24 protein-coding genes are annotated in these 24,075 nt (G+C 37.2%); 10 read left to right on the top strand and 14 right to left on the bottom strand.

Features of this window, described 5'->3' with window-relative positions; translation table 11 throughout:
• The first annotated feature begins 23 nt into the window (after nucleotides 1-23).
• From H5200_RS05670 to H5200_RS05625, 10 genes are all read left to right on the top strand, one after another.
• On the top strand, nucleotides 24-992 hold the full coding sequence (locus tag H5200_RS05670) for a flagellin (RefSeq protein ID WP_182718208.1): 969 nt from the start codon (nucleotides 24-26) through the stop codon (nucleotides 990-992).
• Between the two features lie 165 nt (nucleotides 993-1,157).
• Complete coding sequence (locus H5200_RS05665; RefSeq protein WP_149981562.1) at nucleotides 1,158-2,120, top strand: flagellin; 963 nt, start codon at nucleotides 1,158-1,160, stop codon at nucleotides 2,118-2,120.
• A gap of 77 nt (nucleotides 2,121-2,197) precedes the next feature.
• Nucleotides 2,198-2,632, top strand: a complete 435-nt coding sequence (locus H5200_RS05660) for a flagellar protein FlaG (protein WP_149981560.1) — start codon at nucleotides 2,198-2,200, stop codon at nucleotides 2,630-2,632.
• 31 nt (nucleotides 2,633-2,663) lie between these two features.
• Complete coding sequence (gene fliD / locus H5200_RS05655; RefSeq protein ID WP_182718207.1) at nucleotides 2,664-4,073, top strand: flagellar filament capping protein FliD; 1,410 nt, start codon at nucleotides 2,664-2,666, stop codon at nucleotides 4,071-4,073.
• Nucleotides 4,074-4,101: 28 nt separating this feature from the next.
• Nucleotides 4,102-4,530 (top strand): flagellar export chaperone FliS, encoded by a 429-nt coding sequence (fliS, locus tag H5200_RS05650; RefSeq protein ID WP_149981556.1) that lies wholly within the window; start codon nucleotides 4,102-4,104, stop codon nucleotides 4,528-4,530.
• Nucleotides 4,520-4,819 carry a hypothetical protein gene (locus tag H5200_RS05645; RefSeq protein WP_182718206.1) on the top strand — a complete coding sequence of 100 codons (300 nt, stop codon included), beginning with the start codon at nucleotides 4,520-4,522 and terminating at the stop codon, nucleotides 4,817-4,819. The genes fliS and H5200_RS05645 overlap by 11 nt, the downstream gene beginning before the upstream one ends.
• A gap of 9 nt (nucleotides 4,820-4,828) precedes the next feature.
• Complete coding sequence (locus tag H5200_RS05640) at nucleotides 4,829-6,910, top strand: 6-hydroxymethylpterin diphosphokinase MptE-like protein (protein ID WP_182739656.1); 2,082 nt, start codon at nucleotides 4,829-4,831, stop codon at nucleotides 6,908-6,910.
• 1 nt (nucleotide 6,911) lies between these two features.
• Entirely contained in the window at nucleotides 6,912-8,219 is a 1,308-nt protein-coding gene (locus H5200_RS05635; protein ID WP_182761120.1) for a DUF4910 domain-containing protein, read from the top strand.
• 1 nt (nucleotide 8,220) lies between these two features.
• Nucleotides 8,221-8,886, top strand: coding sequence for a class I SAM-dependent methyltransferase (locus H5200_RS05630; RefSeq protein ID WP_182739658.1), 666 nt, complete (start codon nucleotides 8,221-8,223; stop codon nucleotides 8,884-8,886).
• A gap of 51 nt (nucleotides 8,887-8,937) precedes the next feature.
• Nucleotides 8,938-10,317, top strand: coding sequence for an FAD-dependent oxidoreductase (locus H5200_RS05625; RefSeq protein ID WP_182739659.1), 1,380 nt, complete (start codon nucleotides 8,938-8,940; stop codon nucleotides 10,315-10,317).
• Here H5200_RS05625 and H5200_RS05620 read toward each other — a convergent pair.
• From H5200_RS05620 to H5200_RS05555, 14 genes are all read right to left on the bottom strand, one after another.
• Complete coding sequence (locus tag H5200_RS05620) at nucleotides 10,299-11,129, bottom strand: AAC(3) family N-acetyltransferase (RefSeq protein ID WP_182761119.1); 831 nt, start codon at nucleotides 11,127-11,129, stop codon at nucleotides 10,299-10,301. The genes H5200_RS05625 and H5200_RS05620 overlap by 19 nt on opposite strands.
• A complete protein-coding gene (locus H5200_RS05615; RefSeq protein ID WP_058559738.1) occupies nucleotides 11,126-11,860 on the bottom strand; it encodes a hypothetical protein in 735 nt (244 codons plus the stop codon). Before H5200_RS05615 ends, H5200_RS05620 begins: the two co-directional genes overlap by 4 nt.
• Nucleotides 11,853-12,110 carry a hypothetical protein gene (locus H5200_RS05610; RefSeq protein WP_182718199.1) on the bottom strand — a complete coding sequence of 86 codons (258 nt, stop codon included), beginning with the start codon at nucleotides 12,108-12,110 and terminating at the stop codon, nucleotides 11,853-11,855. The genes H5200_RS05615 and H5200_RS05610 overlap by 8 nt, the downstream gene beginning before the upstream one ends.
• A complete protein-coding gene (locus H5200_RS05605; protein WP_182761118.1) occupies nucleotides 12,110-13,567 on the bottom strand; it encodes an AMP-binding protein in 1,458 nt (485 codons plus the stop codon). The genes H5200_RS05610 and H5200_RS05605 overlap by 1 nt, the downstream gene beginning before the upstream one ends.
• 30 nt (nucleotides 13,568-13,597) lie before the next feature.
• The gene (locus H5200_RS05600) at nucleotides 13,598-14,317 is read right to left on the bottom strand and encodes a nucleotidyltransferase family protein (RefSeq protein WP_145239477.1); all 720 of its coding nucleotides are present in this window, start codon (nucleotides 14,315-14,317) and stop codon (nucleotides 13,598-13,600) included.
• Nucleotides 14,314-15,780 (bottom strand): PfkB family carbohydrate kinase, encoded by a 1,467-nt coding sequence (locus tag H5200_RS05595; RefSeq protein ID WP_182761117.1) that lies wholly within the window; start codon nucleotides 15,778-15,780, stop codon nucleotides 14,314-14,316. Before H5200_RS05595 ends, H5200_RS05600 begins: the two co-directional genes overlap by 4 nt.
• Nucleotides 15,773-16,861 (bottom strand): iron-containing alcohol dehydrogenase, encoded by a 1,089-nt coding sequence (locus H5200_RS05590; protein ID WP_182761116.1) that lies wholly within the window; start codon nucleotides 16,859-16,861, stop codon nucleotides 15,773-15,775. Before H5200_RS05590 ends, H5200_RS05595 begins: the two co-directional genes overlap by 8 nt.
• Nucleotides 16,862-16,865: 4 nt before the next feature.
• A complete protein-coding gene (gene aepY, locus H5200_RS05585; protein ID WP_182761115.1) occupies nucleotides 16,866-17,987 on the bottom strand; it encodes a phosphonopyruvate decarboxylase in 1,122 nt (373 codons plus the stop codon).
• 1 nt (nucleotide 17,988) lies between these two features.
• Entirely contained in the window at nucleotides 17,989-19,281 is a 1,293-nt protein-coding gene (gene aepX / locus H5200_RS05580) for a phosphoenolpyruvate mutase (RefSeq protein ID WP_182761114.1), read from the bottom strand.
• Nucleotides 19,282-19,298: 17 nt separating this feature from the next.
• Nucleotides 19,299-20,234, bottom strand: a complete 936-nt coding sequence (locus H5200_RS05575) for a sulfotransferase family 2 domain-containing protein (protein ID WP_182761113.1) — start codon at nucleotides 20,232-20,234, stop codon at nucleotides 19,299-19,301.
• Nucleotides 20,222-20,758: an adenylyl-sulfate kinase gene (locus H5200_RS05570; RefSeq protein WP_182761112.1), complete on the bottom strand. Its 537-nt coding sequence runs from the start codon at nucleotides 20,756-20,758 to the stop codon at nucleotides 20,222-20,224. The genes H5200_RS05575 and H5200_RS05570 overlap by 13 nt, the downstream gene beginning before the upstream one ends.
• A 94-nt stretch (nucleotides 20,759-20,852) precedes the next feature.
• Nucleotides 20,853-22,061, bottom strand: coding sequence for an aminotransferase class V-fold PLP-dependent enzyme (locus tag H5200_RS05565; protein ID WP_182761111.1), 1,209 nt, complete (start codon nucleotides 22,059-22,061; stop codon nucleotides 20,853-20,855).
• Nucleotides 22,058-23,338: a hypothetical protein gene (locus tag H5200_RS05560; RefSeq protein WP_182761110.1), complete on the bottom strand. Its 1,281-nt coding sequence runs from the start codon at nucleotides 23,336-23,338 to the stop codon at nucleotides 22,058-22,060. The genes H5200_RS05565 and H5200_RS05560 overlap by 4 nt, the downstream gene beginning before the upstream one ends.
• 24 nt (nucleotides 23,339-23,362) lie before the next feature.
• Complete coding sequence (locus tag H5200_RS05555; protein ID WP_182761109.1) at nucleotides 23,363-24,073, bottom strand: formyltransferase family protein; 711 nt, start codon at nucleotides 24,071-24,073, stop codon at nucleotides 23,363-23,365.
• Between the last annotated feature and the right edge of the window lie 2 nt (nucleotides 24,074-24,075).

Genomic DNA, 24,075 nt, shown 5'->3' with positions numbered 1-24,075 from the left:
GACAGATAAGAAGAGAGTTTATTATGGCTTTATTTGTAAATACGAATGTCAGCGCGCTTAATGCGCAAAGACAGCTTGAAAGAACTGGCAACGACTTAGATACTTCCTTTAAACGTTTATCATCTGGTCTGCGTATTAACAGCGCGGCGGATGATGCTGCTGGTTTACAAATATCGGATCGTTTGCAATCGCAAATCTTGGGTTTAAACCAAGGCAACCGTAATGCGAATGACGGTATCTCGCTGGCACAAACAGCTGAAGGTGCGCTTGATGAAATTACTTCTACATTTCAACGTATCCGAACACTTGCTCAGCAATCAGCAAATGGCTCTAATACAGATGAAGATAGGCTCGCTATCCAAGAAGAGATTAGACAGTTATCTGATGAGGTTAACCGAATTGCCACGGACACTACATTCGGTGGTCAAAATTTATTGGATGGCTCTTATTCTGCAAGCTTTCAGGTTGGTGCTGATGCTGTACAGACTATTGGTTTTAGTATGCAGTCTGTTGGCGATACAGCTAATTCTCTTGCTGCTAATGGTGGTTTTACTATATCAGGTGTTGCCGGTGTTGCTTCAGCCGTGGGTGGTAAAGCACTTTCAACGCTCGCAGCTAATGTAAGCTCAGTTGATGGCGCAACGGCATCAACAACATTAGATTTTTCTTCTGTATTTACAGCTGCAGGTATTAGTGTGTCATCACAAGTAAATGCACAGGCTGTGTTTGCGGGTATGGATTCTCTAATAGCGGTGGTTGATAAAAAACGCGCTGAATTAGGTGCGGTACAAAACCGTTTTCAGTCGACAATACGAAATCAAGCTAATATTTCTGAAAATTTAGCCTCTGCTAAATCAAGAATTAAAGATGCTGATTTTGCAATGGAGACAGCTAACTTAACTAAAAACCAAATTTTACAACAAGCGAGCCAAACAATATTAGGCCAAGCAAATCAAAGGCCTCAGGCTGCATTAAGCTTGTTACAGGGTTAGAATAGTATAACGTTGTTAAAAATTTATAAATAAAGCTAAAGTTTCCGTTTTATCTGACGATAACTGACTTAGAGAACTAAAAATCTAGGACTCTCAGTCTGGAGTAATAACAGGGTAGGGGTATCCCGTTGTTATTCTATTTAAAATGATAAAGCGGAGGCTATTATGGCTTTATATGTAAATACTAATGTGAGTTCATTGAACGCACAACGCCAGTTGATGAAATCTGGTAACCAGCTCGATACATCCTTTCAACGTCTATCATCAGGTTTTCGCATTAATAGTGCAAAAGATGATGCTGCAGGCATGCAAATATCTAACCGTTTAACTAGTCAAATAAATGGTTTGAATCAAGGTAACCGAAATGCTAATGATGGGATCTCACTTGCGCAGACTGCTGAAGGCGCACTTGATGAGACTACGTCAATGTTCCAGCGTATTCGTACTCTTGCTCAACAAGCTTCAAACGGTTCAAATACAGATGAAGATCGTTTAGCAGTACAAGAAGAAATTCGTTCATTATCAGAAGAAGTGAATCGTGTTGCTGCAGATACAACATTTGGTGGTCAAAATCTCCTAGATGGTTCATTCTCAGCTAACTTCCAAGTTGGTGCTGATGCTGTACAGAATATTAGCTTTAGTATGGCTTCTGTTGGTGGCACTGCAAACTCGGTTGCGGGTAATAATGGCTTTACTATGTCAGGTATTGCAGGTGTAGCAAGTGCTGTGACAGGTGCAAGCTTAAGTGCTACTGCGGGAACAATTAGTTCGCAGGTTGGTGCTTCAGCTGATAATACCGACTTTGCAACTGTATTTACAGCAAGTGGTATTAGTGTATCTTCTCAAGCTAACGCACAAGCGGTAATGGCTGGTATGGATGCAATGATTGCAGTAGTTGATAAAAAGCGTGCCGAACTCGGTGCTGTGCAAAATCGTTTTCAATCAACTATTCGTAACCAATCTAACATTTCAGAAAACTTGAGTGCTGCTAAGTCACGTATTAAAGATACTGATTTCGCTGCCGAAACAGCTAATTTGACTAAATCTCAAATATTACAACAAGCAAGCCAATCTATTTTGAGTCAAGCAAACCAGCGTCCACAAGTAGCATTATCGTTACTAGGCTAGACGGTTAATTAGGTCATTATTGAGATATTGTCTCGATAATGACTTATACTTTGTTTGTATTTTGAAGGAGAGCTATTATGGCTGACTTAGGTGGAATAATTAAATCGAGTGAAAACTTCACCGCTAATTCATCTTTTACAAATAAAAATGAGTTAAACGAAGCAAGTAAAAAAGCAACTGTTGAAAAAGCTGGTACAAAAATTGCTGGTAGAGAGCCCGCACTTGTTGATAATAGTCAGCAACTTGATTCTGAAAGTGAAAGAAAAGCACTGATCGACGAAGTGAAAGAAAACTTAGAGAAATTAAATAAATATATTCCTGTGACGGCAACAAATTTAAAATTTGAATTTGATGAGCAGGGTGATCCACCAATAATTAAAGTGTTTGATAAAACAAGCGAAGAAGTTATTCGTGAAATTCCAACTGAAGAGTTTAGAGAAGTTGCTAAAGCTTTAGATGAATTTGCCGATAAACTAACTAACAAAGGTTTGTTACTAAATCAAACTGTATAATATTTTTTGGAACAGATAGTAGGAGAGAAGTATGCCACTTATAACATCCGCAGGTATTGGATCTGGGCTGGATCTCGAAAGTATCATTAAAGCATCTGTTGATGCCGAAAATGTTCCAAAAATGAATGCCTTTGCAAAAAAGGACAAGTCGTTAGAAGTTGAATTATCTTCAATCGGAGAGATCAAGTCTGCGTTATCCAAGCTACAAGACACAATAAAAAAGCTAGCAGATCCTGATAATTTTAATAAACGCATAGCCAATATTAGCCAACCTACTAGTGACGACGGCGATTTAATTGCTGTTACACCGACAAAAGATATTACGCCTGGTAATTTTAAAATTGAAGTTTTAGCACTTGCTCAAGGCAGTCGCGCGACATCAAATGCTGGTTTGTTTACGGCAACGGATGATGTGGTTACTGCTTCTGGAGGCACCTTGTCATTTGCTGCTGGAGACAAAAGCTTTGATCTAACTCTCGATGCAGGTGCGACATTAGCTGATTTGCGTGACGCAATTAATGACTCGGATGATAATTTTGGTGTAACAGCAAATATAATAAATACTGGTACAGAGTCAAAGTTGGTTCTTACTTCAAGTGTAAGTGGCGCTAATAATGACTTGGTAATCACCAATGATAATGCTGAGCTTGATAATGTATCCACTGATGCTAATGGTGGAGCTCCTAATAGCGGTGGTATTGGTATAGCAGATGAAAATAAAGCAAAAAGCGCAGTAATTAAAGTTGATGGTATTGAGATTACCAATGACACCAATACGTTTAAAGATGCTGTACAAGATATGACGATCACCGCTAAACGACAAAGCGTTGATGGAGAGACGGCAAAGTTGGCTGTTAGCTATGACCGTGAGAGCGTTACAACATTAATTGATGAATTTATTGCTAATTATAACAATGCTATAGGGCAGTTAGGTCTGCAATCGAGAGTCGGAAAACCTTTAAATAGCGATGCAACCATTCGTACTTTGAGCTCACAAATGGTCAATATGCTTTCTACAAATTTAACGGATGCAGGGCCTTTCACAAGTATTTTTGATATTGGCTTGGGTGTTGATAAGAAAGGTTATCTAGAAAAATCAACTTTAGTCCGCAGTTTAAATACAGCAATGGATGAAAATTTTGATGATATCGGAAAGGCTTTTGCTGGTGAAAATGGTGTTGCTAAACAGTTCGAATCTTTTTTAGATAATTACGTAAGTTCAAAAGGCATTTTAAAGCAAAGAGAAGATAATTTAAATACACAGGTCACTGATTTAGAAGATGATGTACTAAAGCATGAATTTAGAATGACCGAATTAGAAAGTAGGCTTAGAAAGCAATATGCGGGTTTAGATGTGTTACTGGCGCAAATGCAATCAACACAACAGTACTTAGGAGCGCAGCTTGCGAGCTTACCTGGATTTACAAGAAACAAATCATAAATTAATTTTGATTTAAAAGGGTTTTAATATGTATAACGCCAAAGTAAAAAATTATCAGAAAGAAGCACTCAAGACCCGTGTTGCCGGTGCTGATCGCTATGAAATAATTCAAATGTTAATGGCGGGTGCGATTGAAAAAATGGTGATGTCTAAAGTTGCTATTGAAAGAAAACATATGGAAGCGAAGGCCGAACATTTATCTAAAGCGACTGCTATTATTGAAGCCTTAAGGGGCTGTTTAGATTTTAAAGTTGGTGGTGAAGTGACTGATAATTTATATGCACTTTATTCTTATATGATAGATCGCTTAGTTGATGCAACAATAAAAAATGATCCTGCAATTGTTGAAGAAGTATCTAATTTATTAAAAGAAATAAAGTCTGCTTGGGATGCTATTCCTCATGACGTTCGAGAAAAAACACTTAGTGAAAATGGTATAGATGCTAATGTCGGCTAGTTTATTGTCTCAGTTAGCCCCCGATTTGTCTGTAATTAATCAATATTTAGCTGAAGGTGATATAGAGTCAGCTCAAAGCAAGTTACTATTAATTGATAGAACATTGAAAGCACTCTTTACCTCACCTGAGAACCTCAGCGAAAACGATGTGTTATTTTTATCGGATTTTTCAATCAAATTGAATACTACGGTATTAGAAATAAGCCTCAAAAAACAGCAGGCTGCAAAAGAACTTGGTATTCATATTAATACGCAAAAAAAAATAAATGTGTATAAAAATATCAAGTAGGTAACCGACATGATAAAGAATATAGATATTAATAACGAGCTTGAGCACATCTCAGAAAAACTTGAAAAAACTATAAAACATCAAGAAAGAGAGGCGATTTTTGCTACAGAAGCAAATGAGCGATTTGAAAAGAATTTTGAGTGTTTTTCTGAGTTTTTCCCTGATATAGCAATAGCAATAAAAAACTTTAAAACCAAAGATGACTTTTGCTTACATGTTACAGAGTCCGGGCATGGTAATTTTATACCAAGTGGTGGAAATACTTTACTTTATTCACAAGACCCCATTACTCAAACTGAAAAACAAATACAGGCACAAAGAGAAAGGCCCGTATTTAGTTTAACTGACTACACTGGTTATCCTGAAGATGATGACGATACCCGTATTCACTCTCGATATATGGTAAAGTTAACTCGCTTTATGAAAAAAGTCAGAGCCGAAAGTAAACCTGTAGTTCGTAACTTACCATCTTCATTTCCTTCCGCAGTTATTTTTGGTATCGGGCTAGGTTATCATGTTCCGCTTCTTTTGGAAGATACTCAATTTGACTATATATTTTTAGTTGAACCAGATTTTGAACAATTTTTTGCGAGTTTATTTTGCACTGATTGGTTTGAAATTATAAAAAAAATTGATTCCAATGGAGGGTGCTTGTTTTTTCATTTAGGTGTTGATCATAAATCATTTATAATTGACCTTGAAAAAATAGCCGAAGACATTGGTGCATTTTCCTTAGTGCGCAGTTTTTGCTATCAGCATACACCCGGTACAGAACTAAATGTTTTGATTAAGCAGTGGAGTGAAGATTACTTCCGTTTTCAGTTTGGTCATGGGTTTTACAACGATGCAATAACTGGGCTTGCTCATAGTATCCATCATATTCGAAATAAAGCTGCGTTACTAACGAAGACGACCCAGGAAATAGACTTTGATACACCTATATTTATTGTTGGTAATGGTCCATCGCTGGATGAAGCTGAAGTATTTTTAAAAAATAACCATCAAAAAGGGATCGTAATCGCTGCGGGAACCGCCATAGCGTCATTATATAAGAAGGGTATCCCAGTTGACTTTCATGTGTTAGTTGAACGTCCATATTCGAACTATAAAATTTTTGGTGATATTTTCCCTGCTGATGAATACAAAAAAGTGAACTTGCTGGGCCTTAATACTTTATATCCTGATACGAATAAACGTTATAAATGGGCAGGAATAGCGGGAAAAGGTAATGAGGCGGGAACATGTTTAATGGACGTTATATCTCAAGTTCATTTGTCCCAAATTTTACCATTGATCCCTTACTGTAATCCTGTTGTTGCAAATGCAGCCCTTTCGTTTTTACTTCATATGGGATTTAGAAATATCTATCTTTTTGGTATTGATAACGGTAAACAGCCATCAGGCTCACATCACAGTAAAGATAGTATTTACAAAGTAAATAATGATGATGATTCAGAGGGGTACGGTAGTTTAGAGTTCAATGGTCGATTGATTGAAGGTAATTTGGGTGGCCATGTTGTTTCAAATGATCTCTTTCTTGTGGCTCATGCGCAGTTAGAAAAGCTTCTAAGTCTTTACAAAGTGAATAACTGCATAAATGTAGGAAACGGTGCAAAACTTCAAGGTGCTATTCCTACTGCAGCAGATAATTTAATTGATATTGAAAAAGAGATTGATAAAGAGTTGGTTATCAGCAATATCAAGAATAATTATTTTACAGTATTACCTGTTGATGATGTAGAAGATAGATTGATTGCAGTGGATAGACTTCAGGATATTTGCGAGCATCTACTCTCAATTATTGATGAAGATATTACAAGTCGTAGTATTGCTGCTAAGCAATTACAGCGTCAAGCTAGGTATGTTTACTCTTTAAGAAATACTAGCTTAGGGCATATATTTCATATAATAAAAGGCGCGCTCTTATATTATCACTGCCCGATGATTACGCTTTTGTATCAATATGAAGACGAAGTATTTTGTTTAGAAAAATATAAACAGCTAAATAAGTTATGGAAATGTTATATCCAAGAGATAATGGCTGATTATAAAATCCACTATGATGAAAAATGTGACTTAGGAAAGGAATAAAGTGACAGATTACCAAGAATCAGAGGCTTTCTACAATGAGTTATTTGATGAACTTTTCCCTATTCTTCGTTCTATAACAGGTCCAGGCTTACGACAAAGTTATAGTATTCTCTCGCGGTATATGCCGCTTAATATTTCTTCTATTGCTTCTGGTGAAAAAATATTTGATTGGACTGTACCTAAGGAGTGGCATTGTGAAGATGCTTATTTATTAGGGCCTGATGGAGAGAAAATTGCTGATATGCAGCGATTGAATATTGAGGTCGTTAATTACTCAGAATCTGTAGAAAGAGAGCTTAGCCTTGAAGAGCTTCAAAAGCACTTATATAGCCTACCTGAGCAGCCAACGGCAATCCCTTATGTTACTAGCTACTATAAAAAGCGTTGGGGTTTTTGTATCGCTCATGAAATACGTGAACAACTTAAAGAGGGAACATACAAAGCTGTAATTAAGAGTCAGTTTGTAGATGGTTCGTTGGATATCGCCCAATCAGTTTTAAATGGTGAATCTAAACAAGAAGTATTATTAAGTTCATATCTATGTCACCCATCAATGGCGAATAATGAGCTGAGCGGCCCTTTAGTTCTTTTAGGCTTATTTAATCGTATTAAAAAATGGCCAAAACGTCGTTACTCCTACCGTTTTGCATTACACCCTGAAACAATAGGTAGTTTAGGATTGCTTCATTTAATGGGGAAGCATTTTACTGCAAACATGGTTTCTGGGCTGGTTATTAATTGTATGGGTGGAGAACCTGAAAAATTAGTTTTTAAACATAGTCGGAATGATAATGGTATGCTAGATAAACTTCTATATCATCTAAATCAACATGATTATAACCATGAAAACATACAATTTAGTCCTTTAAGTGGTTCTGATGAAAGGCAATATAATTCTCCCGGCTTTCAATTGCCAGTGTGCTGTGTCAGCCGTAGTTTTCATTCTGGCTACCACCAGTATCATACTTCCCTTGATACTAAAGCGTTTATGGGAATAAAACCACTGCTTGATAGTATTGATAAATTAGAGAAAATATTTTTGGCGTTTGAACAAGCTGCGACTTTTGAGAATACACTACCTTTTGGTGAACCTAACTTAGGTAGTAAAGGGTTGTATCCAACGTTAAGTTTTTTTAGTAAAGAGCGTGTAAGCCAACTCGATGAGCTTAATTACATTAAGATGTTATTAAATTATAGTGATGGAGAGCACGACTCTATTGATATTGCGGATAAATATGGATGCAGTGTTTTAGATATGGCGTCTGCAATTGACAAGCTAGAGCAACAAACACTCTTGGTCATGAAGTGAAATGGGTAATTGGCAGAATATTTATCAGCAGGGCAGGCAATTAAATAAATACCCTTATGATGCAATCGTATCATTGGTGATGCGATTAAGGCACACTAATTCAAGTTTAAGCGCATTAGAGTTAGGCTGTGGTGCTGGAAATAATATCGTTTTTATGGCTGAAGAGGGAGTTGATGTTGCTGGTATTGATATATCTTCAGTTGCTTTAGATTTTGCTCAAGAGCGTCTAACAAGGTTACAACTTAAAGCTGATTTAGTTAATGGTCATTTTACTCAGTTACCTTGGCAAGATAATTCGTTCGACTTAGTGATAGACAGAAGCGCTTTAAACTGTGTTCCTCGCTCAGATATTTTAGTTGCCCTTAGTGAATCTTACCGAGTGTTAAAACCAGGCGGTTGTATATTTTCTATTATGTATGCTGATACTCATCCTGCATTTATAAACTCAGGATATCAGCATGATGGGTTTGCGCGACAATTTTCGCCGGATTATTTCACTGACATTGATGGCCTATTTTTTGCTTCTAAAGCAGATGTTTGCGAACTATTCAGTAAATTTGCAATAACGCAGCAATCGTATGATGTTTCTTATGATCAGAATGATAAGATCACTTCTGCACAAAGAAGTATCGTTGCATATAAATCACCTATTGCTCAAATTACGTAATCATGAGTGGTTATCATATAGCTACTACTTACTAGTTTCTGGAGAATTATTATGCGAAATTCAGCTATCGTTGTTGGTGGTGGGGTATGTGGTTTAATGGCGGCATTACTACTCAAACAGTCTTTTAAAAAAGTTACAATAATTGAGCAAAGTGAGCGTGTTGGGGGATTATTTTGTTCTATAAAAGATGAGTTAGGTGCATATTATGATATGGGATCACATATACCGAACGCAACGGGCATAGAAGCGCTTGATACTCTGTTATTTGGCGAGCTAGAAAATCGTGATTACTATTGGCACGTAATAGAAAAACTGCAATCAGGTAATTACTTCGCCGGTGAATGGGATTTAAACTCTCCGTTTCCAGATAGTCACAAACTGCCAAGCGAAGAGTATTATCAAGGTTGTGCTGAGCTTATTCAAGCAACCTCTTCTAGTGGCAGTTCGCTTATACTCCCTTATTGCGAAGAAACATTAGGCAAGACGTTTACCCAGCATATTATTAAACCAATTCTGTATAAGCTCTATGGTAAACATACAGATTTAAATACATTAACGGTCGCAGCAGGACTATTTGGCTTTACTCGCATTCTTGCTTTTGAGCCCGATGTTGCAAATGCACTGAAAAATATTCCTACTTTTGATGCTAAAATTGGATATCAAACGCAAGCGCATTTTCATGAAAGACAAACCAAAGACAACTCAAAAACTCCAAATTACTTTTATCCATTAGAAAATAAAGGCATTGAGTCTTGGGTTGAGTATTTAGTAACTAAAGTTAAAAGCGCTGGAGTTGAGGTTGTACTTTCTTCATCAATAGAGAAGATAGAGACTAATGGACGGCAGATCACGGGAGTAAAGCTTACTAATAAAGCAGAAATCCTTGAGTGTCAGTTGTTATTTTGGAGTGCTCCTCCGTTTATTGCCTTAAAAGCATTAGGCTTACCTTTAGTTTATAACAAGCCAGAACTGAGAACTGCTATTGTATTTCATTTGAATTTTGACTTGCCTTTACTTGATCAAAAATCGCATTATCTATGGGTGTGGGATCATCAAACGGATATATTTAGGTTGACGTTATACCCTAACCTCAGCACTAAAAGTCAGCATGCGAACTTGTCGGCAGAAATATTATGCAGGCCAGAAGAGGTGGAGCAGTATGACGTGGATGAAATTGTGAATACATTAAAGAAAATGCAAGTTGTCGGCCAAGATGCTACATGTATCAGTCATATTAAACAGGTCATACATGGCACTTTTCCTGTGCCAACTTTAGAATTTGAAAAAAATAATCAAGCTAATTTTGATACATTAAAAAACAGTGTCGATAATATAATTATTTCAGGCAGATCAGGCGGTAAACAATGGCGACAAGCTGATGTACTTGTTGCCGCATATAACGATATAAACAATTATTTATCGACAGAATAAGAGACTTCTTTTCCATTATCAAAACGATATAGTTCAGATGGGTTACAGTTAAGCAATGCAAATTGGTTATCAGCAACAAAGTCTTTTACAAAATGATAAAGTGCTTTCATCTTTATTGTATAGATAAATGATCTTCCAAGTTGGGCTTGTTTCATAATCCCTGAGTTTAATAATGCAGCTTCTAACTTGGAATAGTCTTCCCTGTAGGCATTATTTATAGGAAAGCAAAAGTGGTAAAAAGTACCGTTAGCCTCTTCTCCATTTGTGAGCGTTGTCACACCGGTAAAAGGTTTATTAAACCGGTATTTTAATCCTAACATTGCTTCTATTTGAACAATCACCGTGGCGACTCTAAGGCCAATGCCTTGCAGTACAAGCACTGTATTTTGTTCTATTAACCTACTAAACGTTGAGTTTTCTGCAAAGGCATAATATTCAGGTTTTTTGGGTAAACAGATTTTTGCCACATCAGGCCCTAAACCGCAGATTGAGAACATAGGGTGCCCTGAGCGTACTACATTTGGTTGTTGTCGAAACCACTCAGGCCAATACCCTAAGACACATTCTTGTGAGCGCAAATCTTCTTTGCGACTGCGTGGGAATTGATAATTAAAGGCTGGCATAAATATATTACCGTTATCACCAATTGCAGTTTTAAAGCTGTTTAGAAACGCCTCAGGCACTTCTTTTACTGAGTGATTTTCTATAGCGCCAAGTGTAAATAATGAAGAGTGTATAAACACACTGTCATTCATGTTGATACCAACTGAATGTAATGTTGCGATAATTTGTTCTTGGCTGATACTTCTCACAAAAAGTCCTCATTGCCGAAAGCTGCTTTCACTTCGTCGTAGATAGTGTCAATTCTTTTTGAAAAAGCGGGATCTTTCCACGGCTTGCCTGACAGAATCATCCATTCATATTTAGCAATAAACTTTTTTTTCTGTGATTCATCTAAGGTATCAATAAAGCCCCCCATTTTTTCTTTGAGGCGGTCTACAAGCTCCTTCAAACACCTAAAGATAAAAACTACTTCAGGGTCACGTAATAGTGGTTTCATAGAAACTGTAAGTTCACGTTTCAACTTTATGGCTTGCTCTCTAACCAGCGTACATTTATGGTTATTATCAGGATCACGGTAAAAAAGATCCATTAAAGCGGAATACTCAAAGTCAATAACAGTACCAAACGCATCTACTATAGGGAAATAGGGATATATTCTGCAAACTAAGGGTCTGTGTCCATGAGGTTCACATAAACCACCACACTGACAAGAGAGCAAGTAGATACTGAAGCTTTTACCGTTTGAAAGCGTAAATGTGCGCTTTTTTGCTGGTGTAGTAATGTTTTTAATACCACCAATTGATTTATAGTACTCATACTCATTTTCAAGAAGAGGTAAAGATACACCGCTTTTGTCTAGGATATTAAAATGCTCTCCGTAAAAATTTTTACAGCAGTAACCACCGCATGTTTTCCAACACTCAGGAGCATTTACATATTCCGTATTATATATTTCTTGCCAGTTCACTTTGTTAGGCATTAGTAGACTCACTAAGTAGCTTTATTAGGCCACTGTAAGATGTAAATTGCACAGGGTCTGCTTCTTCAAAATCAATATCAAGATTTAAGCTGTTTTCTATTTCCATCAACATACTAATAAAATCAAGTGAATCTAAAAGACCTGAACTTATTAAACTATCCTGTTTATTCAATGATACGAGTATTTGCTCACCATGCTTTTCTATTAATTTATTATTGATAGCTTGTTCAATCGAATTTGTTAAGCTCATTATTTCTCCATCATGGTATGTAGGGCGCTTTTATCAATTTTACCATTACTATTTAGTGGCATGGAATCGATCCATATAATCTTTTTGGGCACCATATAAAGTGGCAGCTGTTGCTTTAAGTAATCAATCAGTGTTTGCTCACTTTCTTTATCGGCTGGATTACAAATAAATAAAGTCAAACTTTGAGGTTGTTGTATTGGCGTTGCGATAGCCTGTACCAAAGGGTTTGATAAAAAATTTTGTGCTAGTGTATTTACTTCGGATAGCTCAACGCGGTATCCCTGGATTTTAACTTGGTCATCTACACGGCTAATATAGTGAAATACTCCTTGAGCATCACGATTTACGAGATCACCACTTCGATAATGGGTAATGTTATTTGTTTTAATTAAACATTGCTGAGTTTTAATATTGTCATTTAAATACCCAGAAAATACTTGAGGCCCCGAAATCAAAAGCTCACCTTGTGCATCTAAATCAAAGCTCATGTTTTTAAGTGCTTTACCCAGGGGAATATAGCTACTATCACTATCATCATTACAATCAAATACATATCTACTGCATGCTATTGTAGCCTCAGTTGGTCCGTATAAATTAATAACCTTGCTGTTTGGTGCTGCTTTTTGCCATTGCAGAGCGAGTGTTCTAGGTAAGGGCTCACCACAAAACTGACTCACACGAAGGCTAGGATAGGCATCATTTTTAAGCATTCCTAGTTTAGCCATAATTGATGCAGTAGAAGGGACACTAAACCACACTGTAAGCCCGTGTTGTTTAATGAATTTACCTGGCGCAAATATAGCGGTTTCAGGCACTACATAAAGACAAGCACCTTGCAGCCAAGTAACAAATATATCATGCATGCTTAGATCAAACGTTGGATCAAATACTTGGCTTACCTTATCTGTATTACTGAGGGGTAAAGACTCACACATAGTATCAAGATAAGACTTAAGATTCGCAATGCTAATAGGCACACCTTTTGGTGAGCCTGTAGAACCTGAAGTAAATAAAACATAAGCGATATTGGATAGGCTGCGAGCTTGTAGTGATTTAGTTGATACAATGCTTTTATTGACTATATCGTCCAAACATACAAATACTCTATCTGGGAGTGCTTTTATTAATGCTTGGCTGATCGACAAATATTTTTTACTGTATAAAACATACTTTAAGTTGCCTTGCTTTATGATAGAAGCCAATCTAGCTATTGGCAGTTTTACCCCAAGTGGTATAAATGTTCGTGAATCTAAAGCGCAGGCAAGTACGGCGCTATAATAGTGAGTATCTCGGTAACTTAAAATTCCAACTTGCTCAGCTTCACTTATTTCGCTCGTGTTAATATTATTAGCGTAACTTGCAAGCTGTTTATAAGTAATGTATTGATTATCAAAAAAAATTGCAGGAAGTTTTGCATGGCTTGCAATGCTGTTTTTAAGTTTTTCAGATAACTTCACTTTATATCCTAGTTTTTATTTATCTTAATATTAAGCAGGTTTGTTGATAGCCAGCAATTCAGTTTGAAGTTTATTATAAGCTTGTGGAGTGCCTATATCTATATATCTCAGATGGGTTTTATAGCTATAAAGACTGCCCAATAATAAAGGCACCATGTCGTGGCTAATTTCATAGAAGCTTTCCTGTTTAAAGTGTGAAAAGTATTTTTCATACACTCCTGCGGAGAATAAAAACAATGCCCCGCTTGCTAGGTTACTTGGTGGATTGGATACTTTTTCATGAAACCTTTGGATTGAAGCGTCTGAATCAAGTTCAACAATACCACATGAGGAGGGAGAAGCAGATTCAAAAAGTAAAAGCGTAGCATCACACTTTTTGGGCCTTTTTGAATGGGCTTCTACAAAATTAGTAAGGGTATCTTCGCAATAGTTATCAGCATGAATGACCATTGTGGGACTACAATGCCAAAACTCTTTATTACTAATCAAAGTGCCGCCTGTACCGAGTAACTTTTTCTCTCTAACGATTGTTATTTTATTACGGTATTCGGACTTTGACACAAACTCTTCTACTTGTTCAGCGAAATAGTGCACATTAATGAGTATGTCGCTGACACCAAGTTTATCGAGCTTTTCTAGCCAATAAGCCAATAAAGGCTTGCCTTTAATAGGCACTAAACATTTTGGAATTGTATTAGTCAAAGGTTTTAACCGAGTGCCTAACCCTGCTGCAAGCAATATTGCTTTCATATATTTTTGAATGACTCCAGTACTCGTTGCTGTAGCGTGTTGAAGGACAGTGGCTGATTTCCGAGAGTATCTACTTGGCAAGCGGCTGCAATACTTGCAATATAAAAAGCTTGCCAAGGTGTCGCACCTGAGCACAATGCCAGGCTACTGGCAGCTAAGAAGCAATCACCAGCTCCCGCAGGATCAACCGCATTACGGTTAATCGCAGGAAGCATATCATTTTCCCATTGGCCGTTTTGATCTGGTAGATGGATAAAAATACCTTCTCCTGCGAGGGTAATAACTAAAGACGTTGGATTTGCTTTTTCGCAAAGTTTTTGGGCCAATATAGGTAGACCATCATCAATATTATTCAATGCTATGCGTACTTCTTTTTCTGTTGGTGTTATTAGCATCATATCTTTATAACGGGCAATGTCACCAACTTGAGAAGATGTTTGGCTGTCTGCGACAACACGTACATTGTTTTCTTTGCATAAAGCAATGACTTTATCGACCAGAGTTTGAGGTAATAATCCATAATTAAAATCAGAAAATACCAGTAAATCGAAGTTGTTAATACTACTTTCAAGTTGCATGTATAAATCTGTTTGAATTTCTTTAGAAATTTTATGCTGTCGAACTTGATTGACCCTTAGAAGTGTTTTATTGCCAGCTCTATATCGTGATTTTAATGGTGTTGGGCGACTGCCATCATCGAAAAGTATAGTATCAATATTGTATGCGTTAATATGATTTTTTACGTAATCAGCTTTATCATCTTTGCCAAGTACCGAGAAAAGCGTAACTTGATTAGCTCCTAGCCCTTTTATATGACCTGCTGTAATTGCTGCTCCGCCTAAAAATGTATCCGTTCTATCTGGTGTCATCACTATGGTAGGATCCTCCTGAGATAAGCCTACCGCAGTACCTTGGATATATTCATCGACGATTATTTCGCCAATTACAGCAACACGGTTTTCACTAAACTGAGAAAATACCGTATTGATTGATTGATAATCAAACTGATGCCTTGTTGCATAACTTTGGCATTTTTTGTAATTAAAGTTATGACCATGGCTTATTGTTCTTGTAATATATTGTTCGGAGTTAGATTCAAACTCACCAGAGCCAAAAATAAGCTTTCCTCCGTACATTTCAACAAGAGCATGCTCAGGGTTGTGCCTACTTTCAAACTCTTTACCTTTCACGACAATATGAGGTTTTAGGCTATTTACTGTTTCTGCTGGCGTTAAATCTGATAAAAATGCTTCATTAACACATTCGAGGGATTGAACCATCTCTAAGCGATGTTGTTCATTTACTCGACTTTTTATCCCCATAGATCTGTCGCTGTTAACAGCAACAATTAATTTATCACCGCACTCTTTTGCAAAACGAAGTAAGCGAATATGGCCAGGGTGTAAAATGTCAAAATTACCTTGAACTAGTACTATTTTTTTTTCATCGTTGCAGTTATTCATCAATAAAAATATTTTTTAAATCGTTGGTATTAAGCTCTATCGGATGATTTTTTAACCTTTTAAGGTTTACAGCGTTTATTGTTAGTCTTACTTTATCAACGCCTGATAGGCCTAGTTCACTAAAGCTGCTGATTAGCTGGGCTTTCAGCAGAAAGTATTTGTACATCATACGCGCTTCTATTGCACAACTCACCCCTAAAGCATTGTAAATTTCCTCAAGGGTTTTGATCAAGTTGTAATCTGCTAATTGGTTAGCTTTCTCTTCGTTGAGTTTAAACATGTTAAGCATGCACAAAGCAACTGCATGACCATGACTGATATTATATTGCTTAGATATGAAATAAGAGAGTGCATGTGGTGCGGTTGTTTTTGTCACATTTATCGCTTTACCAGCGCTGTTACTGGCTTTGGCAATTATAGTTTCAATTCGTGAGGTTGGGGCAGTTATAAAATCCTCAAAGTGCTTTGCAATATGAGTTATAGCAAAAAGGGCTTCTCTTCTACTCTCTAATGTTGCTGAATTAGCCCAATAAGATTCAATAGCTTGGCACAGAGCATCTAAGCAAGCCGATGCCTTGGTATAAAGGGGTAAGCTACGAGATAATTCAGGGTCGAGTAAATAATAGTTCGGCAATATACTAGGGTGAGAGACTGAAAATTTTTCCTCATGGATATACATTACTGCAAAGCTGGTACTTTCACTGCCTGAGCCAAAAGTCGTCGGTATCGCATAAAGAGGAATATTTGAGATATTAGAGACATTTGGAGGTGATGTGTTAGTTTCTGATATATTACTGTTTTTGTAGTATTTGGTTAATTTAGCAACATCAATTGCAGTTCCACCACCAACAGCCAAGATTGCTGTTGCTTCAACTTTATTTATAGTGTTTTTTGCAAGAATAACCTCCTGGAGTGTTGGGTTTTCTGTAAAATCACTGAAACGATGAAAGCGAGGAGAGTTTAAATTGAGCTTTTGTTTTATTTGGGTTTTCTCAAGAGACTTTCCAGAAATAAGCAGTATATTTTTATGCTTAAAAAGCAGAGCTTCTAAGCAATGATAATTTACCTGTTGATTCATCATTAAGTTAACATCCCATAAATGCTAATTTGCATTGGAGTGGAGTTTCTGTGGGCCTACTCAAATCTCGTCTGTGCCCCCTATCAATTACAACCTCCAGAAAAGCGGGTAATGACGAAGCGAATAGGTTAGGCAATACATTGTTTAATTCAGTTTGACTAGTTACTTTTACACTAAAATGATAGCCACAGCTTTTGGCCACATTAGTTAACTCGATTTTTTTACTTAATGTTGCTTGGCCTCCTACGGAGTCATGGCATCCATTGTTGAGCACAATATGCTTAAAATTAGATAATTGGCTATGGCCATTAATCGCTAAACTGCCCATATGCATGAGTGCTGCGCCATCACCATCAATGCAAACTATGTCATTGCTGTCATACATTGCTAAGCCTAAAGCAATTTGGCTGGCATGGCCCATACCCCCGACCGTTAAAAAATCATTGTTATGGGGTTGGGACTGTTGTTCTCGAAGTTCAAATAATTCTCTTGATGCCATGCCAGTTGTACAGACTACTTTTGCGTTTTTAGGCAGTGAATTAACGATTAGTTCAATCGCTTTTTCCCTTGTAAATAGAGGTGTTTTTTTGGGGGGGGAGGTAGTTTCTACCATATCGTTTAAAAAAGTACTTTTTGATACAACGATAGCAACAGGTCTAGAGTCAGTTTTAGCTTTTTTGATCAGTTCATTGATACAGTCTGATATATTCTCAGTGTTAGCGTTAAGTTGTAAATAAGGAATACCCATAGCTTCTAATGTCGATAGGGTTATGGCACCTTGCTTTTTGTGCTGTGGCTCATCTTTCACCCCTGGCTGCCCGCGCCAGCCAATCAACAATACCATAGGGATTGAGTACACTTCAGGATCTGCGAGAGAAACTAAAGGATTGTAAGCGTTTCCCAGCCCCGAATTTTGCATATACACCAATGGAGTAGAGGCAGTAGCTAAATGATGGCCTAAGGCTAATGCAACTGCATTTCCCTCATTTGCAGTAATGACGTGTTGTTCTTTTGATGCTGATTTTTCTAAATATTGACTAAACGAGCTTAGTAAAGAGTCAGGGACGCCAGCAAAAAAATCAATGCCATTACCCTTTAGCAACTGACAAAACTGTGATAAAGCAATCATATTAGTTTGTTCCTGGGATCAGTTCCAAAATCTCTTTTACAGATAACAATGTATGTTCAGCTTCAAATGAGCGATCATGGTTGAGTAAACTCATAGCTGTTTCTTTCATCGCGGGGTATGCAGCGCGAAGCATATGGTTTGCATAAATCACTATATTGACACCAGCGTCAGCCAGCTCTGTTGCAGTAATTTCATTAAAGCTAGTCGGCACCACAGTAATAGGTACATCTTGATGCTTTTCTCTAAAACATTTACAAAAATCAAGAATCTCGACAGGTGATTTTTGACGAGAGTGGATCATGATACCATCAGCTCCTGCTGCTAAATAAGCATCAGCACGTAAGAGGGCATCTTCTAACCCTTGTTCAAGAATTAAACTTTCGAGACGAGCAATTATCATAAACTCGTCAGTTATCTGTGCTCGTTTACCTGCACTTATTTTGGCGCAAAAATTATCAATTGTATCTTGTTGTTGGAGTACATCGTTGCCAAGTAGTGAGTTCTTTTTAAGACCAATTTTATCTTCGATAATCACAGCGGATACACCAGTTCTTTCTAGCGTTCGAACGGTGAATGCAAAGTGTTCTGCAATACCACCTGTATCTGCATCATAAATGAGTGGTTTAGTAGTTACTTCAAATATCTCATTTATTGTCGTAATGCGAGTAGTAAGATCTACCGTTTCGATATCGGGCTTCCCTTTGCTAGTTGAATCGGTCAAGGAGCTACTCCAAACACCATCAAACTCAACTCCTAGCTCACTTTTTAAATTCTCAGCAATTAGAGCACTTAAGGCATTATGAGATTCTAAAATTCGCACAGGTGATTTGGTTTCTATTAGGCGTTTTAAACGGCCTCTGCGTACATCGGGTGTGGTGCCAATTTCTTTTAGACTTTTATTCAGATTGGACGAGGAGACGCCAATTGTATAGGGAACTTCAACTAGCTCGCCTCCCCATTGAGATATACACTCAATAACCTGTGTTCGAGTTTTTTTTTGCACACCTTGTTGCCAATCATCACCATGTACAACAAAGTTGGGTTTAAGTTTTGCTAAGTTTGGTCTGTAGTCTAATGTCTCTTGAGGAATAACTTGAGTTACACCTTTAATATTTTCAATTACTTCATAACGTTGTGCGTAGTTCATATAAGGTAGGCGCTTATAGGTGGCAATTGCTTTATCCGTAAGTAGCCCAACAATAACATCGCCAAGCTTGGCCGCTTCTTTGATGATATTTATATGCCCCGGATGTACTAAGTCGGCACTCATGCCAATATAAACTGTTTTTGTCATTTTTAATCTCGTAAATGTTAAGGTGTATACCCAAAGCGTAAATAATCTTGACGAAATATAGCTTCAATTATTTTTAGGCACTCATTTGTCACGCATCTTTTATAGTCTTCCAATTTTTTTTCAGAGCTGTGAGTGAGTGATACATTGTTGAATAATCCAGTAAAGCTATTAACTCTTGTAAGGTCATTATGAATGTTTTCTAGCTTACCAATAAAATCTAGGTCGGTACCAATTTGCCCACACTGTCCCCAAAAATGAAAGTCTCTTTCACTCTCTTCAAGTGCCATATAGGTATTTAAAAACTCTAGCATAGATGGTTGATCGCAGTTAATGTTCATCGCTTCTAATACTGGGCGGATATTGATGTGGTCTTTTTTTCCTGCGTTGAGTTTTAATGTCTCAACCACATACCATGCGTAGCCTGATAAAAACTTAGTGGTGGGATGTCTTGTGAATGCAAACTTAAAGTAATTCTTATATTTTCCGTCATTAATGTCAATATACTGTTGAGTTGCGCCTTGACTAAGCATTAAGAGTTCAATGTCTTTAGAGCCTGTCCTTGCATTGCGACGGAAAATGGCTTTTCGCGTATCGTCGACAATTGAGAGCTTAAAAATAGAGTTGTCAACTTTAAAAATTCTAAAACGATCTTCTCCAGGGTTTAAAGCAGTTATATTTGGCCAATACATTGATGCAATAAGAATGAAATCCACATTATAGTTGTGATTTTTTTGATATATCTTTACTTCAAAATTATTAAATGTACCCGCTTTAAAGCTGTCTAAAAAATACTTAATATGAATATCAGTTCGTCTTTTTTTAGCAACTTCCTTCATAAGCACTTTAGCTAATTCACCGGCACCATAAATGGCGATTGTCGAATTAGTTGGAATGTCATCTATAGACCAATGCTTGAATGGGTTAATAATTGGCTGAATATCTATGCCTGCCATAGTGTTTTCGCATGCTCCTTTTTAGTATTAGCTAATCTAAAGCTAGAAACAATCGCGTCTACATGTTTATAAATTGAACTTTGATTGCTATTTTCTATAACTAAATCTGGTTGTTTTGGCAGTTGTATGGGAATGTCTTTGCCGTAGACATTAGATTTCTTATTACTTTTAGAGTAGAGGTTATTTTTATTTCTTTTCAGTAAATCATCGTCAGACACTTTCACAAATACTTCTAAATAATTATCAATATTTGCTCTGTTCCAATCCCTAACTTCGTCAAACATTGCCACTGTCGCTACGATTGCGATTGTATTTTGACTCGCGATTAAATTGGCCAGCCCAGAGTAAACATATGCTAATTTTTGTCTTGACTCTTTGTCGTACCCTGGGTTATCTAACACGCTACGTAGTTCATCCCCGTCTAATAGGTTGGCGTGCAGGTTTTGCGATTGCAAGGTATTGAGTAATTGTTTCGCGATTGTGGTTTTACCTGCACCAGGCAGGCCTGTTATCCAAATAACCATAGTTGTGTCCACTTTATTTAATCTTCTTATTTATCTGCATTATTCATACCATAAGTTATAGTTTAACTTCTAAATAATCAGCACCATTCATTACTTATTTTAGATAATAAGTTGCAACTTTATTCATTGCGACAGCAAATTGCTCTGCAAGATCATAGGTATACTTCTCATTGACATAAATATTAAATGAGCGGTTTCTGGCATCTACAGCATTTGGCGTCTTTTTATTGCTCGTGAGATGTTCTTCAGCCCATTGCCATTCGCTAACTACAAAGTTGTAGTGAGGGTTTAATGGGATCCCTTCAGCGATTAAAGCGTTACAAAACTCGTCTTTTTCGCAGTTTAAAAGTGACAAGTCTAAATATACAGTCAGGAAAAAAGGGCTACCAACACCGCTAATTTCATCGACAGAAAATAGTTTTGAGTTAGCTAACAGCGCTATTAAGCGATTTACAAACTGATTTCTATTTTTTATTGTAGAAGGAAGCCTTGCAAGCGAAGCACTGCCTATTGCACATGATATTTCGTCGGTATTCCAATTTAATGCGGGGAATAAATATTGGCTGGCATTTCTCTCTTCAAAATCCTCTTGCCACTTTGGTTTTCCTCGGTCAGCATGCGCAGTGACCATCTGGTGTAATAGTTTACTTTGAGTGTAAACTAAGCCGCCACTGCCACCTGACATTAAGCTTTTTCTACTCATTGTAGAAAACGCAGCTATATCAGAAAAGGTACCAATTTTTTGATTTTTGTATAAAGCACCTGTGGCTTGTGAGCAATCTTCGATTACCATAATATTTCTATTATGTGCTTCACGGACAATGGTATCTATATCGGTGCCATACCCTCCTAAGTGAACAACTACAATGGCTCTGGTTTTCTCTGTAATAGCCTTTTCAATTTGTTGCCAATTAGATTGTGTTGAGCCGGGTTTAGAGTCAGCTAACGATACTTTAAAGCCTTGTAGCGTTACGGCATTAAGCGCACCAGGGTCGGTGATCGGAGTCATGACGACTTCGCTACCTTTAGGTAGCTGAAGAGCTGCAAGTGCAACAAAAATTGAACCTGTACCGGTTGCAACCGCGGTGGTGTACCCTCCACCCATAAAGTCAGAAAACTCATTGCAGAAGTCTCGTTCAAATTTGCCGCCGTAGCCCGGATCTATATCTAAGTGATTATAGTATGCAACAACATCTTGAATTGCTAGTTGTTCTAATGAGGAAAATGCCTTTCTTGGAGGAATTTTCAGAGTGACAGATTGTTTACCACCATGTAAAGCCAACTTTACCTGCTCTTTCATCATTTTTTCTCTAAATAGGTATGTAGTTTATTAAATGCCACTTTGAGCGGGCCAAGCGCTTCTGTTTGCCAAATTACTTCATGATATTCCGCTTCCGCAAAACTAGGCTTAGAGCCAAAATTGAATCCTGGCGTATTAAAATATTTTTCACTGGTGGCAAAGTGGTCGTTTGCTACTTGCATAAAGCGAATAGAAGGAGCGTTAGGAATAAAATAGGGTAAGAAACTAGGGCCTGTTGCAGAGCTAAGGTTTATATAAGCAGCTTGGTATAACGCGATACGTGCTTGAATATCAATAGATGCAAGCGGGCACTCAATAAACACTTGCATGTGTTTAGGTAATGGCTCCGCTGATTTATAGGTATCTCTGATCAAAATGAGAGCAAATTTTTCAGTATTTAAGGCTTTGGCGAATTCTAACCAGACATCTAACGTTGAATTACGCTCTTGATGCACTTCATATTCACGAATAGTAAAAGTAATTAACTTTTTGCCGTCAAGGCTTCTTGAACTGATAAATGAACTAATAAGGTTTTGTGCGATATTACTAGGTTCAAAAATTTCTATTGATCGGCCTGCTTGCTTGTGTTCGTTTAAGTCATCAAATTGTACAAGGTGCCCTTTATGGGAGTTATTAAAGTCGCTAGGGTAAAGGTTCTTATTATTAAACTGCTTCAAAAAGCCATAGGCTTGTTGCTTATTGGAAAATTCAGACACAGCACTTGTTGTCTTTAAGCTCTTAAGGGTTGGCACAATTATATGGGTTAATCGCCATAATTCATCATGGTAATCATAATTAGTTCTCATAGCAATGGATCCAGTATGGTTTTGCTCTCTAGGAACGATCACAAAATGTATCTTCTTTAGGCCGCGTTTTTGACGTTCTAACTCGGCTCTGGCGGCAAGCCACACCACATCAAAACTGGCAATATTTCTAGATAAGTCAAATACACTGTACAGTATGTCTGTATCAGTCAGAGGTTCTACAAGTTTTTCTCTGCAAGATTGAACGGTGCAAGTTGCAGAATTAAAGAAATAAATTTTACTTATGTCAAAGCCTTTTGCTACTAAATCATTGGTAATTTCATCCACGCACATAGAGCAAATTATAATTTGATCAAATGCTAAATGACTACTTGCAAGCTCACTGAGGGTTAAGGCTTTATTGTTTTCGTAGTATTGCTCACCAGATGTACAAGCATAAGTCAAGTAATGATCGCCATTTAACTCTTGGGTAAGCATGGTAGTTATGCTATTGATGCCGTAAAGCAATATTTTCATCGAGCTCTCTTATAAATATGTGGGTTAGCAATTGAATTGTAATTTAACAACAGACTGTATATATGATGAAAAAATGTCATCAAATTTTTCATTTATTTCTCTTGGTACAAGAGATTTGCTGAGGGGAATTGAGGTATCTACCTCATTTCTTTGGTGGTTATGCTCTAAATACTGAGCAAAGTTTGCCAGTAAATCACACTCCATATCGTATGCTCTTTGACATACATCTTGATAGTTATCGTAAGCAGTAATTGGTACGGTTAAAGTTTTTAGAATACGACCCGCATCAATATGTTTATTAATAACATGCAGACTAATGCCTATAGGCTGTTTGTTTACAATTGACCATTTAAATGCATCTATTCCACGGTTTTCCGGAAGTAATCCAGGATGCGCATTTATGATTATGTGATCTTTAATAAAGTGCTGAGGAATTATTTTAGCGATAACAGTTATTAAGTAATCGGGCTTGTTATATTTGTGAGCCAAAACCGCCGCAGATTCCTTGTCCCATCCATTCATTTCTATGTAGTCCACACCCGCAGCTTTACAAAAGGCCTTAATATCAAGTGGAATTATCTGATAAGGCCTTTCTTCAAATGGTCGAGCTTCATGTGGGCGTAATTTAAAAGGAAATGCGTAGAGTGTAACCTTATAAGATTTGGCAAGGAACTTTTGTACCATTTGGTAAGTTTTTAAATGGCCAGTTTGATAAGTAAAAATACCTACGTGCATGC

It is taken from the genome of Pseudoalteromonas sp. SG43-7 (genome assembly GCF_014164295.1).
Taxonomy (GTDB): domain Bacteria; phylum Pseudomonadota; class Gammaproteobacteria; order Enterobacterales; family Alteromonadaceae; genus Pseudoalteromonas; species Pseudoalteromonas rhizosphaerae.
Note: the sequence above shows the minus strand (reverse complement) of the source record. Positions and strands in the feature narration are given on the sequence as shown.